This is a genomic window from Vibrio sp. Isolate24, from assembly GCF_022398215.1.
GTDB lineage: Bacteria > Pseudomonadota > Gammaproteobacteria > Enterobacterales > Vibrionaceae > Vibrio > Vibrio coralliilyticus_A.
On record NZ_JAKEUU010000009.1, the window covers coordinates 1 to 16,862 of the forward strand.

Sequence of the window (16,862 nt, forward strand, 5' to 3'; positions counted from 1 at the left end):
CGACGCCGTTATCGTTCCCCGAAGGTTCAGACAACTCGTTTCCGCTCGACTTGCATGTGTTAGGCCTGCCGCCAGCGTTCAATCTGAGCCATGATCAAACTCTTCAATTTAAGATTTTGTCGGCTCAATGAATACTGAACATTACATAAGTAATGTTTGAATTGACTGTGCTCTTATTGGTTTTCACTTTTGAAAAARTAAAACAAAACAGCTCAAGGCTGCTTCCCAATTCGAATGGTCACTTCGTATCATTGAAACCTAAATTGTTTCCTAAGAAACTATTTGGATTATCATCAACGAGTGCCCACACAGATTGATAGGTTTATATTGTTAAAGAGCTGTGCTTTTCAAGAAACTCTCTCTCAAAGCGGAGGTGCATTCTAGCGAGATAATTTGAAGAGTCAAACACTTTTTCAAACTTATTTTCTCAGAAGCTTTTCACCTCTCTAACACTGCTGAAGCCTTGTGGCGTCTGCCGTGTCAGTGGATGCGCATTATAGGGAGCTCCAAAAGGATGGCAAGCATAAATTTGCCTTTTTCGATAAAAAAACGCTTAAATGACCATTAATCATTCAAGCGCCTATTTAGTACCATTTTATCTTCAACTTATCATCAAACTACCCACAAATTACTGTGGATAACTAATCATCACTATCAAAGAAATAAGAGATCCTAGAGCGAGGGTTTAAATACTCACGTACTTTATCAGGTAATTTGTTAGGCAAAATGGCATTCACGATTTTTATCTCTTTCTCGGCCAAATCAATGATCGGAGCTTGCGTTCTTGGGACCGAAGGATCATAGATAAGCACATTAGGGAAAAGAATGTTACGTGCATTGACTGAGATAACCAAACCAACCATATCGTTAGACAGCTGAACAACAGTGCCTGGCGGATAGATCCCCATAAACTTAATCAGAATGTTGAGGTTTTCATTGTTATATAGATGTTTACAGTTTTTATATAGATGAGACAGTGCCACATATGGAATTTTTTGTTCGGAGGGGATGTTGCTGTGGCATAGGTTATCGTAAGCATTGGCAACTGAAATAATTTGCGTCAGCTCATCAATTTGATCTTCTTTCAATCCTTCTGGATAACCTGAGCCATCGTTTAATTCATGATGCTGAGCGATAACCTTTCTGGCGCTTTCTGGAAAACTCCCCATATTACTGGCGATATCAAGCCCGTATTTAGTATGAAGCTTAAGGTAGTTTTTTTCCGGCTCACTTAAAGGGGTCTGCTTACGAACGATAGCAGTCGGTACCTTCACTTTCCCCATATCGTGAAACAAAGCCGCAAAAGCAACTTCCTTTATCTGTTGTGCTTCAAGCTTTTTCGCTTGAGCGATCATCATGGCAATAACTGAGACATTAAGGCAATGAAAGTAAATATCTTCAAACTCACTTTTGCCATTCATCAAATGCAAAGTCACATGATCGTCACTCAACAGTTTATCGACAATGTCATCGACTAATAGGGCAGCTTCATCAACCGCCTGTTCCGGGCGGTTACGAATTTTATTCATCACCGCTCTCATCCGAGATAGTGAACGTTCAAATTCTTTCTCACAGTTAATCACCCTGCGCCGATACGCACTAAGTTTTTCAATTCGGTCTTGCTTCTCTTTCCAAAGCTTCTGTGCTTCAAGATCGATTTGTTCTGCCGGAGTTTCATCTTTATCCTGTGGCTCTGTCGGTGGAGGGAGAGGTTGAGTATCACTCTGGCTAGGGTTCATAAACACATGTTTAATGCCTAAGTGACGGATCAGACGGATCTGTTCTTCGTCTTTAATCTTAAAGCTATTAAACAAAAAGGGGTGCTCATTCCATTTGACTGGAAGTCGGATATGCAACCCTGGCTGAAGTCTGTCTACAGTTATTTTTATGCTAGCCACGATTTATATACAACTTAATCTTCATTAATTGATTTATCATTTTAGGCAACTCACACGCAGAATTCACCACTAACAACCCTTAGCAAGTAAAGAGGCTGCGTCAGTTTGCGAAGTTACTTAACCAACTCACAATGTAACATCCAACGAACCCCAAATTTATCTTCAATTTTACCAAAACGAGCCCCCCAAAACGTGTCGGCAAGTGGCATCATAATATTCCCACCGTGGGATAATTTATCAAAGACTCTGGCCTGATCATTGATGTCATCAAACACCAGAGACAGTGCAATATGATTACCAGAACGTTCCTTCGCGACTAAGCCATCTGAAAGCATTAACTTCATACCGAATGCTTCGCACTCTGCATGCATGATCCAATCGGGATCAGCGCCCTCTATTTGTTGAGGTGAGTCCTTAAAGTATTGCTTGGTGACCACAACCCCACCAAACGCTTGGCAGTAGAAGTCTAGCGCTTCATCACAGCGTCCAGCGAAAAACAAGTAAGGGGTGAGTTGATACATTGATTGAATCCTTTCAGAAATTTCTTCTCTCTAAAAGATAGACAATATTTACTTAACTAATAGAAAAATTTGAAGATTTTTATTATCGCTAGTAAGGACGAAAGAAGTATAACGACGAGAGAGGTTTTGCAGGCAGGGCATAATTCAAACAAGATAAAAACAGCTTCCCAGCTATTAGCTATGCTTAGAATTGATAGCCTGCCTACAGTCAGGAGACATTTCGTTCTAGAACTTCGACCTAGTTTTATATTTATAACAGACAAGTACAACAAAGCCCCGACTTTCGTCGAGGCTTTGTTGTTTAAATATGGTACCGGTGGGCGGACTTGAACCGCCACGCCCGAAGGCAACGGATTTTGAATCCGTCGTGTATACCAATTTCACCACACCGGCATCTTTGGGCTGTTGCCCTTTGATGGTTGGCATTATACGTAAGCAAAGTATTCGTGCAAGTGCAAAAGACTGAATTGATTGCCGTTTGCTGATAAAATCACCACAAATTATTAAGCTGTGCGCAAAGTCTCTTTTCAGACTCACGGGGAAGCTATATTCTGACGCCTTATTAAATTTGGGTAAGTTAATATGTCGACAACAGACACCCTGCCACCAGCAGGTCTAATGCGTCGCCTTGGCGCATTGTTTTACGATAGTTTAATCGTCATTGCGATTGAAATGATGGCAGCAGGCATTGTTATTGCCGTTTTACACGCCTTAGTCGCTATGGGCGCCTTTCATGTCGCTCCTTATACAGATGTAAGCGACTTTCTTACTAATCATCCGATATGGGGACCGACTTATACTCTCTACCTAGCGGTTGTCTGGATTTATTTCTTTGTTTTCTTCTGGACTCGGGCAGGACAAACTCTTGGGATGAGAGCTTGGAAAATACAAGTTCGTAACGCCGATGGCAGCGCCATTTCTGTCACGCAGGCTCTTATTCGCATTGCTACTTCAGGATTTGGTTTAGCCAATTTGACTGTCCCCATCGATCCGCAAAAACGTGGTTTTCATGACATTTGGGCTAAGACACAGGTTGTTGTTTTACCTAAAGTTCAATAAAGAAGAGGAAGGCAGCCGCCTTCCTCTTCTATTCCAATGTAACGACTAGTCTACTTTCAACTCTTTTAGCATCGACTCTGGTAGTGCCAACTCATCGTTCTTATTAACTTTAATTCCCGCATCGATAATTGTCTGTGCAATTTGCTTTGCTTCCTCTAGAGAGTGCATCGCTGCTGTACCACATTGGTATTCGTTCAGCTCGGGGATTTTGTTCTGACTTTCGACCTTGAGCACGTCTTGCATAGCGGATAACCATGACTGAGCTACCTGATCTTCTGAGGGTGTACCAATCAGACTCATATAAAACCCTGTACGGCAACCCATAGGGGAAATATCGATAATCTCAACATTATTACCATTCAGGTGGCTACGCATAAAGCCCGCATATAAATGCTCAAGCGTATGAATACCTTTCTCCGAAAGTATGTCTTTGTTAGGCGCGGTAAAGCGCAAATCAAACACTGTTATGGTATCCCCTTTCGGAGTGGTCATCGTCTTCGCTACACGCACCGCTGGTGCATTCATACGAGTGTGATCCACAGTAAAGCTATCTAATAATGGCATTGTCCTTCTCCTTCGCCCCGGGTTAGAAAAACCAACTCCGGTTACTTTCCAATTCTTGTCGGCACTGTTTGAGTTGCCAACCATAATCCTTTGCCTGCTTCTCGACTTTGCGAGCAACTTTTACCAATGCAGGTTTTGATTGATAAGATTTTCGCTTATAACCACTACGCCCTTCATGATAGGCCAAATACTGATTATAAGGATCCCACTTAGAGATCCCTAATTGCTTCTGGGTTTCACTGGTATACCAGCCGATGAACATCATTGAATCATCAAAGTTCGTCCTAGAACCACCATGACCTGTCGCTTTTTGAAAATCTTCCCAAGCTGGATCTTGTGCCTGAGCATAGCCATAAGCAGTGCTGACTCTTCCCCAAGGTATAATACCAAGTAGGTAATCTTTCGGGGGCCTAGCGTCGTGTCGAAAGCTGCTTTCCTGCTTGACAAATGCCATCGCAATTTGAATAGGAGTTCCCCATTCTTCTTCCATCTCAACAGCGGCATCATACCAATCCTGATATTCACGGAAGATATCACATGCATTGCTTTGACTTTTAGGTGGAGCCGTCGCGCAGCCACCTAACATCACAATACTCGATAGCAGAAAAGCCCTTTTCAATGTTTTGCTATACCTTCAAATAGGTGAAGTAATCATCTAAAAAGTCATCAAAACTTAGCGTATCCGCTTGTTCCGCGTTTACTTGGGCTATACGTGAACGTTCTACTTCCTGCTCCATCACTTGAGCACTGTACACTTGGAATACATGACTCAAATGTTGCTCACGGTATTGCTGACCAAAATCACAACCGACTTTGCCTAACCCTCCCAGACGTTTGGTATCCGCCAACAGTTGACCAGAAATGGTCAATTCTGGATTGTGTATCCAAGTCAACAGTTTATGGCATACCGACTGATAGGCTTCTCCTCCTACTGCAGCATCCATTTTTTCTGCAATGAGGAGAATCTCGTCAAATACTCGTAGAGCCCAATCCTGTAATGACAATACTTCACCTTTACAACCGATTTGCAGTTCTAAGCCAGGTTTACGCCCCGCTTCAATGACTTTATTCCAGTTTTCACGCCAGCATGCTTGTTCACAAAAATCCATCGGTTCGGATTCCGTTATCGCCGCCCAAGTAAGAAACAAATCTAAGAAACGAATCTGCTCCTCATCAATACCAATGGCACTGTAAGGGTTCACATCAAGTGAACGCACTTCAATATATTCAACACCACCACGCGATAAGGCTTCCGAAGGCTTCTCACCACCTTTAGCAACACGCTTAGGGCGAATCGGTGCATACAGTTCATTTTCAATCTGAAGCACATTACTGTTTAGCTGTCGATATTCACCTTCTACTTTAACGCCAATCTCAGCAAACTCAGCAGATGGTGTTCGAATTGCCGCGTTGAGCCCGTCTAAATACTCATCTAGGCTATTGAAACCAATCCTCAATACACTTTGCGCACTGTTGGTATAACCTAAGTCACTCATGCGTAGGGAAGTTGCATGTGGTAGAAATAGCGTTTCTCCGATGTTCTCAAAAGGCAGAGTTGTTTCTCGCCCCTTAACAAAGGAAGAGCATAGTGCTGGTGACGCTCCAAAAAAGTAAGGAATCAGCCAGCCAAAACGGTAGTAATTACGAATCAGCCCAAAATAAGCGTCAGATTTTGTTTGCTGGCGTTCGGCTTCAGGCTGCTCTCCATACAACGCATCCCAGAAAGATTCAGGAAATGAGAAGTTGAAATGCACGCCGGAAATAATTTGCATCAGGCTTCCATAGCGACGCTTTAGCCCTTCACGGTATAGCGTTTTCATCTTGCCAGAGTTGGAGCTTCCGTATTGGGCAAGATTGATGTCGTCTTCCTGACTGACATAACATGGCATAGACAGAGGCCACATTTTCTCTTCGCCCAGCTTCGTCTGGGTAAAGTGATGAATATCCTCAAGCTGCGCAGTCAATGTTTTTATGTCACTGGATACTGGAGTAATGAACTCCAACAAAGACTCAGAAAAATCAGTCGTGATCCAATCATTCGCGTATGCCGAGCCCAGCGCTTGGGGGTGAGGCGTTGTCGCTAACCTACCATCCTTTTGATAACGCAGTGTTTCTCTCTCTACACCACGGCCAAAGGATTGAAATATTTTCGGGTTTTGTGCAACTCGCTCCAGTCGCGCAGCAAAATCAGTCAAAATGAGGTTCGCTTATGTCCTGACCCAAATACTTCTGGGCCGTTTGAATTATCAGAGGGTGAGACTGCTCCCATCCCTCTCTCATGCTCTAATTTATGTGTACTCTAACGAACGATTTCAAGCTCTTCTAGCGGGATTTGCAAACTTTCTAGCTGAGGCTTCAGCAATTTTGCGTCACCAACAACAATGATCTGATAGGCATCAGGAGTAAACCACTTAGCTGCCATTCGGTTCAAAGTGTCTTTACTGACCGTATCCACAATCTCATTACGTTGCTTGAGATAATCTTCGTCCAAGCTATAAGCCAGAATACTACTTAACAACTGTGCTTTCTGTGAAGGTGTTTCATACTTCAGAGCATCTTGTTGACCAACTGCTAAACGTAAAAATTTCATTTCTTCGTCAGTCATACCCTGTTTGCTGTATTGCTCCAACTCTTTTTCAAACTCTTTAATTGACTCGAGAGTAGAGTCAGCCCGAACCTGAGCCGAGAAGACAATTGCTCCCACTTCTCTGTTAGCAGCAAAGTAACCACTTGCACCATAGGTATAGCCTTTATCTTCACGTAGGTTCTGATTGATTCGGCTATTGAAGTTTCCAGCCAAATTAAAGTTAGCAAGCTGAGTTAGATAAACTTCACCTGTTGCATCAAAAGGCAGCCCCTGGCGGACAAAGCGAACAATACTTTGTGGTGCCCCTGGCTTATCTACTAGGTAAATTTTTTGTGCATTGGTTTGCTCAACCAACTGTGGGCGAAGTAAAGGTGCTTCTTCACCTTGCCAATTTTCCAAGAAGGCGAGTTGTTTTTTAACCTGACGTTTGGAAATATCGCCAACCACAACAATTTGCGCGCCATGTGGAGTGTAATGCTGACGATAAAATGCTTTAACATCATCCAAAGTCAACGCAGCCACCGAATCTTTCGTTCCATCATTAGGACGCTGGTAGATAGAACCAGAGAACAGTACTTGTCTGGTTGCCTGAGAAGCCAACCAGCTCGGCTTCTGATGCTGATAAACAATACCCTCAAGCATCTGTTGTTTATTACGCTCAAAGTCAGATTCATTAAACGCCGGTTTAAATAACACTTCTTCCACAATGGCCAGTGTTTGAGCTAGATTTTTCTCTAGGCTGGAAACGGAGATACTGGTCGTGTAGTTTGCAGCATTAATGGAAACCGTACTGCCCAGTTTATCCAGCCTCGCTTGCAGCTGTTCAACCGTGGAATCTAACGTCCCCTCTTCCATCATAGCAGCAGTCAAATTCGCTAAGCCTTCCTTACCCGGCTGAACATACCGCTCACCGGCTGGGAAACGAATTTCCAGTTGAACCGTTGGGGTTTCCCTGCTTTCCGTACCTAGCAGCTCTGCGCCATTATCAAAATACAGCTTGTACAACTTAGGCATCTGGGCTTTCACTGCTTCAGCAACTTCTGGCATTACTGAACGGTCAAAGTCATCCACTGGACGACGATAGGCGAGATCTTGCTCCTTGATCTTGGTGTATTCTGGCAAGGTACGTTCTGGAGTGATGAATGTAGCGGGTGTAACCACATAATCTAGCTTGCCTTTCGGAACGACACTCAACGTAACTTTATGGTGACCGTTCACATAATCCTGATAAGCCTTCATAACCGACTCTGGTGAGACCGCACGAATCTGCTTGAGCTGAGTTTGCAAACGATCCGGCTGGCCGAAGAAAGTCTGGTTTGATGCGAGTTGAGTCACTTTTCCTTTCACACTCTGTAACGCAAATACCGCATTGGCTTCGGCCATACCGGTGATCTGATCCAAGCGAGTTTGATCTACACCTCGCTCTTCAAACTTCTCTAATGTCTGCATCAACTCATCATACAGCGGTTTCAGTTTGCCTTTCTCACCTGATGGAGCCATGGCATAAACGTAGAAATTACACGCCAATTCAGAGCAATCTTGGAATGCACCGGCGTCCACCGCTTTTTGCGTTTTAACGAGGTCTTGATAAAGCAGACTATTTGCCCCTTTACCTAATACATTAGCCAATGCATTCAGTGAAGCTTCTGTCTTTTCTCCACGATATGTCGTCGGCCAACCCACCAAAACCATAGGTTGTTGGATACGGTCTTCCAACGTAATGTATTTATCTTCATTGAGAACAGCAGGTTGCTTTGGTGCCTGCTTGACTTCTGGCCCTTCAGGAATAGAACCGAAATACTTATTAACCCAGTGCAGCGTCTGTTCAACATTAATATCCCCACCGATGGTGAGTACCGCATTATTCGGTCCATACCAACGCAAGAAGAAAGCTTTGAGATCATTCACATCAACACGATCTAAGTCTTCAACATAGCCGATCGTTTGCCAAGAATAAGGATGTCCCTCAGGGTAAAGCGCTTCACCCATTTTTTCCCACATCAGACCATATGGGCGATTATCATAATTCTGAGCCCGTTCATTTTTAACTGTATCTCGCTGGATCTCAAACTTACGCTGTGACACTGCATCTAGCAAAAAACCCATACGATCGGATTCTAACCACAGCATTTTCTCTAGCTGATTAGACGGCACAGTTTCGAAGTAGTTAGTCCGATCGCGGTTGGTCGTACCGTTAAGCGTTCCCCCAGCTTCAGTAATGATCTTAAAGTGTTCTTGATCACCGACATGTTCGCTGCCTTGAAACATCATATGTTCGAAAAAGTGGGCAAAACCCGATTTACCAATCTCTTCGCGAGCAGACCCAACATGGTAAGTAACATCAACATGGACCAAAGGATCAGAATCATCGGGAGAAAGAATAACGGTCAAGCCGTTCGCAAGCTGATATTTAGTGTAAGGAATCATAGCCTTACCAGGCTGTGCCTGAACGTCTTCAATTAGAGAAACTCCTTGTGGGAGTGAAGACAGATGAGAACCCGACGATAATGGATTGTTGGCACAACCATAAAGAGCAACGAGAGAAAAGGCACCTAGCCAGATTTTTCTCATGATATCTCCTCAGAAAAAACCATAGTAAAGAGCGGCTAACAGGCAATATCGTATGGCTTTACCCATCATGATCAACCATAAACAAGGCCAGAAACGCATACGTAACCAACCTGCAGCCAGACAAAGCGGGTCACCAATTACAGGCAACCAACTAAACAAAAGGGACCAATAGCCGTATTTGCTCAACCACTGTAGTGCTTTATGACCATGTTTTTCATTTTGAGTTCGATTTGGCAGCCATAAACCCAGCCAGTAGTTAGTTAAACCACCGAGAGTATTACCCACAGTAGCCACAGCGATGATAGAAAGAGTAGAAAATTGATTGAGGCTCAGAGTAGCGATCAGTCCAGCTTCTGAGCCCCCAGGTAGTAGCGTTGCACTCAGGAAACCAGAAAGAAACAAAACCCAGAGTGCAGAATCAGAAAACCACAGAGCGATACTTTCAAACGCGGCGTTAAACGCCTCTAGCATTGCATATCAAGCAAGATCTTGCCTCGCGTATGCCCTGTTTCAATCTGTTTATGCGCGTCCATCACCTGATCCATTGGGTAGATATGCTGGATCTCTGTTTTGAGTAATCCAACACTGACCATGTAAATTAACGCATCAAGCTGCTCAGGGTTAGGGTCAACCAGCATCCCTGTAGCTTCAAAACCAAGTAGCTTTGCTTTTTCACAAATTAGTTCCGCCGTAATGGTTGGCACTGTCACCACCTTGGCACCGTCTTTTAGGCATTTGAGTGCATCTAAAGCGGCGTCTCCGCCAACAAGATCAATCAGCACATCAGCTTCTTCGACTCGCTCTGAGACTGGGGAGAACTGATAGTTCACCGCATGAGCGCCTAACGTCGCCATATAATCAAGGTTGGCTTCGCTACAAGTGGTAAAGACTTCAGCTTTCGCGGCAACCGCCACCTGAATAGCAATATGACCAACACCACCTGCACCAGCAAGAATCAGCACTCTTTGCCCTTCCTGAACACTCGCTTTATCTAAAGCCTGAACCGCAGTCTGCCCAGCTAAAGGGAGCACCGCCGCGGCTTCTAGAGTGATCGACTCAGGCACTAAGCTAAGTTCGGCTTCCGGCACACATACGTACTGACTGTAACCGCCGCCTTGGAGTGGGAAGCCAATAAAGCCAGCCACTTTGTCACCCGCAACAAATCGCTTTGCTTGCTCTCCACATGTCACCACTTCACCAGAAATATCGTACCCCGGCACCCAAGGTAGATTATCTTTGTTCTGCGAAGCCGCCCAACCAAGGCCAGCACGAGTTTTAACATCGATAGGGTTAACGCCAGCAAAAGCGACCTTAATCAACACCTCACCTTGTTGGGGTTCAGGCACAGCGTTGGTTTGAATGGTTAAGACTTCAGGATCACCAAATTGGGTTATCGCGATTTGTTTATTTTCCATTTCATCATTTCCCTATCGATACGAAAAAGGGATGCGAAAGCATCCCTTTGAATATATACCATTTATTGCTGGTAAGTTAACTGCCTATTCTCAATTTGACTCATAACTTACGTTAATTCACCAACGCAAGGAGAATACCTGCCGCCACTGCGGAGCCTAAAACGCCTGCCACGTTCGGCCCCATGGCATGCATCAGGAGAAAGTTTTGTGGGTTAGCCTCCAAGCCAACCTTGTTCACCACACGCGCCGCCATCGGTACCGCAGATACTCCAGCTGCACCGATCAGTGGGTTAATATCTTCTTTGGAGAACTTGTTCAGCAGTTTAGCCATTAAGACACCGCCCGCTGTACCAATACTGAAGGCAACGGCACCTAAGGCAAGAATGCCCAAGGTCTCAACATTGAGGAACTCATCAGCCTGAAGCTTGGAGCCAACGCCTAAACCAAGGAAGATGGTGACAATATTGATCAACTCGTTCTGCGCTGTTTTCGACAATCTATCCACCACCCCAGCTTCGCGCATCAAGTTACCGAGACAGAACATACCAACCAGCGGGGTTGCGGAAGGTAGGAACAAGATCGTCATCAACAACACGGCAAGTGGGAAGAGAATTTTTTCAGCTTTGCCGACATGGCGTAGCTGAGCCATCTTAACCTTACGTTCCTCGGGTGTTGTCAGCGCTTTCATGATTGGTGGCTGAATGATGGGTACCAATGCCATATAGCTGTATGCTGCTACCGCTATGGCCCCCAACAAATCAGGGGACAGTTGACTGGCAAGGAAAATCGCGGTTGGTCCATCAGCGCCCCCAATAATGGCAATCGAAGCAGCATCAGACATGCTGAATTCCATACCCGGTACGTAATTAAGCAAAATTGCGCCAAACAAGGTAGCAAAGATACCAAATTGTGCTGCAGCACCTAACCACAAGGTTTTCGGGTTAGCAATCAATGCGCCAAAGTCGGTCATCGCCCCAACGCCCATGAAGATAAGCAACGGGAAGATACCCGATTCAATCCCCACATAGTAGACGTAGTACAGTAGACCACCTTCGTCGGTAAAACCAGCATTTGGAATATTGGCCAAGATGGCACCAAAACCAATCGGCAAAAGCAGCAAGGGCTCAAAGCCTTTACGTATAGCCAAAAACAACAAAATACAGCCAACTAGAATCATGCAGATCTGGCCAAATTCAAAGTTAGCTATCCCTGTTTCTGACCATAAGGTCATTAATCCGTCCATGATACTCCCTTATGCCAGACTCAGCAGTGGTGCACCGACCGTCACTGCATCACCTTCTTTGACGTGAAGATCTTGCACAGTGCCACTTCGGGCAGCACGGACTTCCGTTTCCATTTTCATCGCTTCGAGGATCAGAAGAACTTCACCTTCTTCAACCTGAGCACCAGTTTGAACATTCACTTTAAAAATGTTCCCAGCCAAAGGAGCAGGAACAGTTTCTGAACTCCCCGAGGACGCAACCGGAGCTGCTATTGGCTGAGCAGCCGAACTAGTAGGCGCTACAGATGTTAGCTGACCTTGCGGACCAACTTCGACATCATAAACCTGACCATCCACTTTAACACTGTATGTCTCAATACTACCTTGAGCTGGTTGCGCGACAGGCGCAGAAACAGGGGACTCTTCTAACCATGGAGCAGGCTCGAATGCATCAGGGTTTCTGCGGTTCTTAAGGAACTTAAGACCAACCTGGGGGAATAATGCGTAAGTCAGTACATCATCCACGGTGTCTTCAGCGAGAGAAATCCCTTCCTGTTTTGCTTTTGCGAGTAAATCGTCAGTCAGAGTATCCATTTCCGCTTCAAGAAGATCCGCAGGACGGCAGGTAATCGCTTCATCACCATCCAGCACTTTTGTCTGTAGTTCCGCGTTCACTGCAGCCGGAGCTTCACCGTATTCCCCTTTAAGAACACCAGCCGTTTCTTTGGTGATGCTCTTATAGCGCTCACCCGTAAGTACATTAATCACGGCTTGTGTACCAACAATCTGCGATGTGGGCGTTACAAGTGGGATGTAGCCCAGATCTTTGCGGACACGAGGGATCTCTTGCAATACTTCATCAATACGATCCGCTGCACCCTGCTCTTTCAGCTGACCTTCCATATTGGTCAGCATACCTCCCGGCACTTGAGCAATCAGAATACGTGAATCAACTCCTTTCAATTGACCTTCAAATTTGGCGTACTTCTTACGCACTTCACGGAAGTATGCCGCTATTGGTTCGATCTGGTCTAACTTAAGGTTGGTATCACGCTCTGTACCTTGCAACATAGCCACCACAGTCTCCGTCGGAGTGTGACCGTAAGTGCAACTCATTGAGGAAATAGCAGTATCAAGAATATCGACTCCAGCTTCGACTGCTTTGACTGCTGTCGCAGTAGATAAGCCAGTCGTTGCGTGACAGTGAAGTGCTAAAGGAATATCGGTAGAAGACTTAATTCGTGTGATCAGCTCTTCGGCTTCATATGGCTTAAGCAAACCTGACATATCTTTAATGCATAAAGAGTGGCAACCAAGATCTTCAAGACGCTTCGCCAGATCAACCCAAGTGTCGGTATTGTGAACCGGGCTAGTAGTATAAGAAAGCGTACCTTGTGCGTGAGCACCAACATCGACTGCTGCCTTGACAGCTTTCTGGAAATTGCGCACATCGTTCATTGCATCAAAGATGCGGAACACATCCATACCATTGGCGTGTGCACGCTCAACAAATTTTTCAACCACATCATCTGCGTAGTGGCGGTAACCTAGCAGGTTTTGGCCACGAAGCAGCATTTGCATTGGTGTATTGGGCATCGCTTTTTTAAGCTCACGCAAGCGCTCCCATGGGTCTTCTCCTAGAAAACGGATGCATGCATCAAAAGTAGCACCGCCCCAGGTTTCTAAAGACCAGTACCCCACTTTATCGAGCTCCGCTGCGATAGGTAACATATCTTCAAGACGCATACGCGTTGCAAACAGCGACTGATGGGCGTCACGAAGCACCACGTCGGTTAAAGCTAGTGGTTTAGACATGCTCATTAACTCCTTTTAATCCATTTAAGTGCTACTTAGCGGTTGACGTGCGATGTTGATGCACAGCTGCGGCAATCGCAGCAACGACCTTGGGGCTAATAGCAGAAGAGGTTGGTTGAATTTTATTATTTTGTTTCGGTGTAGCGATCGGCTCTGGCACTTCTTCTGGCACCAGCTTAGACATTAACCGAACGAGATAGACGAGAATAGTTAGGAATATAAATACTACGGCCATCCCTGTAAGCATCAGGGTCGCAGCATCTACTAGCAGGCTTCCAACATTTTCCATTTTAAGCATCCTTTCTTTGTCATCCTGACAAGATATTGGCCATTTAATTATTGGGACTTCGTGTCCTAAATGCCCTTTTTGACGTCAGTTCTGTGCTGACGTTTTCTTTCAGGAAAAGTAGTCAAATATCCCGATAAGAGGTCTAGGATTATCTCGATTGGTTAAACTTTGTCAATTTTGTTTAAAGCAGTCTTGATGATATTGCACATTTCTAGGGATGATTGCGTCATACAAATCACATAAATCTGCAATATGAGACGATATAAGGATAAATAACTGCCGATTTTATGAAGTTATTAGATAAATCGGACGATTACTGCGATAGGGATAATGTTTCTCAAAAAAGCTCTTAGAAAACATCAACTTTTAAAAATAAAGTTAATAAATTGATAATAAAATGTTAATAAAAAAGCCCCGCTATTTCTAGCAGGGCTCTAATAAATGGCGCGCTCGGAAGGATTCGAACCTTCGACCGCCTGGTTCGTAGCCAGGTACTCTATCCAGCTGAGCTACGAGCGCGCAATGTTTGATATCGTTAAAGTCAATATCAGGTCTTATGACCTTAAAGAGTGGCGCGTCCTGGAGGATTCGAACCTCCGACCGCCTGGTTCGTAGCCAGGTACTCTATCCAGCTGAGCTAAGGACGCACGGAATGTTCAACAAGCTTGCAGCTTAYTAAACGAAATAGTGGCGCGCTCGGAAGGATTCGAACCTTCGACCGCCTGGTTCGTAGCCAGGTACTCTATCCAGCTGAGCTACGAGCGCGCAATGTTCTCTCAAAAGAGAGTTGTGAAGTATATCACACTAACTTTTCTTTAAAACAAAAAAATTGACCATAGGCCAATTAATGGCGGTGAGGGAGGGATTCGAACCCTCGATGCGGCTACAAACCGCATACTCCCTTAGCAGGGGAGCGCCTTCAGCCTCTCGGCCACCTCACCGTTTTATTCCCTGGTAAGGAATATGGCGCGCTCGGAAGGATTCGAACCTTCGACCGCCTGGTTCGTAGCCAGGTACTCTATCCAGCTGAGCTACGAGCGCGCAATGCTTGTTTTAAAGCAAGCTCCGAAGAGCAGTGCAAGAATGGCGGTGAGGGAGGGATTCGAACCCTCGATGCGGCTACAAACCGCATACTCCCTTAGCAGGGGAGCGCCTTCAGCCTCTCGGCCACCTCACCGTCTTGCGGAGGCACATATTACGATTTACCGAAAATATGTCAAACATTTTCTTGGCAAAATCAGCAAAAAGTTAACCAACCGTTGGCTATTTAATCAAAGCGATACTAATTCGCTCTTTTTACTATAAATGTGCCGAGTGATAATACAAAAAAGGCTGACATAATGTCAGCCTTTTCGTGTAATTAGTAGTTGCCTGATGCAGGGTTACCATTACCTTTTTCTGCTTGAATGCGCATGTAGATTTCTTCGCGGTGAACAGACACCTCTTTTGGTGCATTAACACCAATACGTACCTGGTTGCCTTTAACACCCAGTACTGTGACTGTGACTTCGTCACCGATCATTAGAGTTTCGCCAACGCGGCGAGTTAAAATTAGCATTCTGTGCTCCTTGAGTAATCTCTGATTTTTCTTGCTACGAGGCCATTATCCAACAAAAGTTATATTTTCGTAAACTCTATTCTCGAACCAAATTAACCTAAAAAGGCATGTTTTTGCTGGCTACCGAGAGCCTCTGCAGAAGTGATGTAAGCATCATGCAGTATGTTCGCAGCTTTGTCGACGTATTCCGGTTTCAATACCAGCACCAACGACCGCGGATTCACTGCATAGTGCAACACACCCATCCCCTGCTCTGACAGCAAGGCATAAGACGGTTCAACCAATCCTTCGACCTGAACGCCCACGACAGTTAGTAGGCTAACGTCTTCACTATTACGGATTTTGTCACCGAAAACCAGATCCAGTTTTGCATAAGCATCGTGTTTTATCACCACACCTACCCATTCTGCATGGTCGATCACATTCCAAATCGTCACTCCTAACATCTGACATTGCTTCTCAAAGCTACAAAATGTATCTCGGTCGACCTTGATCATTAGCATCTCACGCTGGATAGCCACACCACAGATAGCCTTCTGGCATTCATGACCTTTCACAAGACTGCCTTGGTTATTATCAAAGGTGGAAAGCACGCGAAGCGGAACATTGTGTTGCCAAGCATACTGAACCGACGGTAGGTGGAGTACTTTTGCGCCTTTGCGTGCCATTTCCTCCATCGAAGGAAAATCAATCACATCCAGCTTTTTAGCATTGGCCACTGTGTGAGGATCACAAGTGTATATCCCATCAACATCAGTGTAGATCTGGCACTCTTCGGCCAGTAAAGCGCCTGCCAGTGTGACAGCGCTGGTATCCGAGCCACCTCGGCCTAAAGTCGTGATGTCCCCATTCTCATTAATACCTTGAAACCCTGCAATTATCACTATGCTGTCTTGTGCTAGGAGCTGTTCAATTGTTGATGTATTAATTTCTTTAATCGTCGCGTCATTGTGTTGATTGTCCGTCACAATATTCGCCTGTGCTCCGGTAAGTGAGCGTGCGGCATAACCTAATTTATTCAGAGTCATTGCCAGCAGTGCCATCGACACCTGCTCACCAGCAGAAAGCAAAACATCAAGTTCTCGGGCTGTTGGCACGCTGTCTACTTGCTTTGCCAAATCCATAAGTCGGTTTGTCTCTCCAGACATTGCTGACACGACTACAACAACTTGATTACCATCATTTTTCGCCTTAATGATGTGCTTGGCGGCTCTGTGGATTCTTTCAATTGAACCTACAGAGGTTCCACCAAACTTTTGCACGATAAGGGGCTTTTTCACCAGTCTTCACCTTCCCAAGACCAAAGTCTCATTAGGCTGCTTTCAATTAGTTGAATATTGTCTGCAGCAGTAATAACAAAAAC

Annotated in this window: 14 protein-coding genes and 7 tRNA genes; 1 reads left to right on the forward strand and 20 read right to left on the reverse strand. The window is 45.0% G+C overall.

Translation table 11 applies throughout. The features are described from left to right. Positions 1-641: 641 nt before the first annotated feature. The 3 genes from L1D23_RS19915 to L1D23_RS19925 form a co-directional block, all read right to left on the reverse strand. Positions 642-1,898, reverse strand: coding sequence for an HD-GYP domain-containing protein (locus L1D23_RS19915; RefSeq protein ID WP_239870954.1), 1,257 nt, complete (start codon positions 1,896-1,898; stop codon positions 642-644). A gap of 113 nt (positions 1,899-2,011) precedes the next feature. Next, a complete protein-coding gene (locus L1D23_RS19920) occupies positions 2,012-2,419 on the reverse strand; it encodes a VOC family protein (RefSeq protein ID WP_239838912.1) in 408 nt (135 codons plus the stop codon). 308 nt (positions 2,420-2,727) lie between these two features. Next, positions 2,728-2,812, reverse strand: a tRNA-Leu gene (locus L1D23_RS19925). 189 nt (positions 2,813-3,001) lie between these two features. Here L1D23_RS19925 and L1D23_RS19930 point away from each other — a divergent pair. Next, positions 3,002-3,478, forward strand: coding sequence for an RDD family protein (locus L1D23_RS19930; protein WP_239870956.1), 477 nt, complete (start codon positions 3,002-3,004; stop codon positions 3,476-3,478). 45 nt (positions 3,479-3,523) lie between these two features. On the opposite strand, the gene luxS is transcribed toward L1D23_RS19930, so the two are convergent. The 17 genes from luxS to L1D23_RS20015 form a co-directional block, all read right to left on the reverse strand. Beyond that, positions 3,524-4,042, reverse strand: coding sequence for an S-ribosylhomocysteine lyase (gene luxS, locus L1D23_RS19935; protein WP_239838910.1), 519 nt, complete (start codon positions 4,040-4,042; stop codon positions 3,524-3,526). A gap of 22 nt (positions 4,043-4,064) precedes the next feature. Continuing rightward, entirely contained in the window at positions 4,065-4,661 is a 597-nt protein-coding gene (locus L1D23_RS19940; protein WP_275667386.1) for a hypothetical protein, read from the reverse strand. A gap of 7 nt (positions 4,662-4,668) precedes the next feature. After that, positions 4,669-6,237: a glutamate--cysteine ligase gene (gene gshA / locus L1D23_RS19945; RefSeq protein WP_239870959.1), complete on the reverse strand. Its 1,569-nt coding sequence runs from the start codon at positions 6,235-6,237 to the stop codon at positions 4,669-4,671. Positions 6,238-6,341: 104 nt separating this feature from the next. Beyond that, positions 6,342-9,200 (reverse strand): pitrilysin family protein, encoded by a 2,859-nt coding sequence (locus L1D23_RS19950; RefSeq protein ID WP_239870962.1) that lies wholly within the window; start codon positions 9,198-9,200, stop codon positions 6,342-6,344. Positions 9,201-9,209: 9 nt separating this feature from the next. Further along, a complete protein-coding gene (locus L1D23_RS19955; protein ID WP_239870965.1) occupies positions 9,210-9,671 on the reverse strand; it encodes a YqaA family protein in 462 nt (153 codons plus the stop codon). Beyond that, positions 9,665-10,615: an NADP-dependent oxidoreductase gene (locus L1D23_RS19960; protein WP_239870968.1), complete on the reverse strand. Its 951-nt coding sequence runs from the start codon at positions 10,613-10,615 to the stop codon at positions 9,665-9,667. The genes L1D23_RS19955 and L1D23_RS19960 overlap by 7 nt, the downstream gene beginning before the upstream one ends. 112 nt (positions 10,616-10,727) lie before the next feature. Then, complete coding sequence (locus tag L1D23_RS19965) at positions 10,728-11,858, reverse strand: sodium ion-translocating decarboxylase subunit beta (protein ID WP_239870971.1); 1,131 nt, start codon at positions 11,856-11,858, stop codon at positions 10,728-10,730. Positions 11,859-11,867: 9 nt separating this feature from the next. Next, positions 11,868-13,652 carry a sodium-extruding oxaloacetate decarboxylase subunit alpha gene (gene oadA, locus L1D23_RS19970; RefSeq protein WP_239870974.1) on the reverse strand — a complete coding sequence of 595 codons (1,785 nt, stop codon included), beginning with the start codon at positions 13,650-13,652 and terminating at the stop codon, positions 11,868-11,870. A 31-nt stretch (positions 13,653-13,683) separates the two neighbouring features. After that, entirely contained in the window at positions 13,684-13,941 is a 258-nt protein-coding gene (locus tag L1D23_RS19975; protein ID WP_239838903.1) for an oxaloacetate decarboxylase subunit gamma, read from the reverse strand. Positions 13,942-14,383: 442 nt separating this feature from the next. Beyond that, positions 14,384-14,460, reverse strand: a tRNA-Arg gene (locus L1D23_RS19980). Positions 14,461-14,511: 51 nt separating this feature from the next. After that, positions 14,512-14,588, reverse strand: a tRNA-Arg gene (locus L1D23_RS19985). A gap of 41 nt (positions 14,589-14,629) precedes the next feature. Continuing rightward, a tRNA-Arg gene (locus L1D23_RS19990) sits at positions 14,630-14,706 on the reverse strand. An 83-nt stretch (positions 14,707-14,789) separates the two neighbouring features. Further along, positions 14,790-14,882 (reverse strand) — tRNA-Ser (locus tag L1D23_RS19995). 23 nt (positions 14,883-14,905) lie between these two features. Beyond that, positions 14,906-14,982 (reverse strand) — tRNA-Arg (locus tag L1D23_RS20000). A gap of 43 nt (positions 14,983-15,025) precedes the next feature. After that, positions 15,026-15,118, reverse strand: a tRNA-Ser gene (locus tag L1D23_RS20005). A 183-nt stretch (positions 15,119-15,301) separates the two neighbouring features. After that, complete coding sequence (csrA, locus tag L1D23_RS20010; protein WP_229631383.1) at positions 15,302-15,499, reverse strand: carbon storage regulator CsrA; 198 nt, start codon at positions 15,497-15,499, stop codon at positions 15,302-15,304. A 92-nt stretch (positions 15,500-15,591) separates the two neighbouring features. Beyond that, a complete protein-coding gene (locus tag L1D23_RS20015) occupies positions 15,592-16,779 on the reverse strand; it encodes an aspartate kinase (RefSeq protein ID WP_239870977.1) in 1,188 nt (395 codons plus the stop codon). Positions 16,780-16,862: the final 83 nt, after the last annotated feature.

Coding starts and splice junctions, on each gene's coding strand:
- L1D23_RS19955 (WP_239870965.1), bottom strand. CDS start 9,671: ATGCTAGAGGCGTTTAACGCCGCGTTTGAAAGTATCGCTCTGTGGTTT.
- csrA (WP_229631383.1), bottom strand. CDS start 15,499: ATGCTAATTTTAACTCGCCGCGTTGGCGAAACTCTAATGATCGGTGAC.
- L1D23_RS19950 (WP_239870962.1), bottom strand. CDS start 9,200: ATGAGAAAAATCTGGCTAGGTGCCTTTTCTCTCGTTGCTCTTTATGGT.
- L1D23_RS19920 (WP_239838912.1), bottom strand. CDS start 2,419: ATGTATCAACTCACCCCTTACTTGTTTTTCGCTGGACGCTGTGATGAA.
- L1D23_RS19975 (WP_239838903.1), bottom strand. CDS start 13,941: ATGGAAAATGTTGGAAGCCTGCTAGTAGATGCTGCGACCCTGATGCTT.
- L1D23_RS19960 (WP_239870968.1), bottom strand. CDS start 10,615: ATGGAAAATAAACAAATCGCGATAACCCAATTTGGTGATCCTGAAGTC.
- L1D23_RS19965 (WP_239870971.1), bottom strand. CDS start 11,858: ATGGACGGATTAATGACCTTATGGTCAGAAACAGGGATAGCTAACTTT.
- oadA (WP_239870974.1), bottom strand. CDS start 13,652: ATGTCTAAACCACTAGCTTTAACCGACGTGGTGCTTCGTGACGCCCAT.
- L1D23_RS19930 (WP_239870956.1), top strand. CDS start 3,002: ATGTCGACAACAGACACCCTGCCACCAGCAGGTCTAATGCGTCGCCTT.
- luxS (WP_239838910.1), bottom strand. CDS start 4,042: ATGCCATTATTAGATAGCTTTACTGTGGATCACACTCGTATGAATGCA.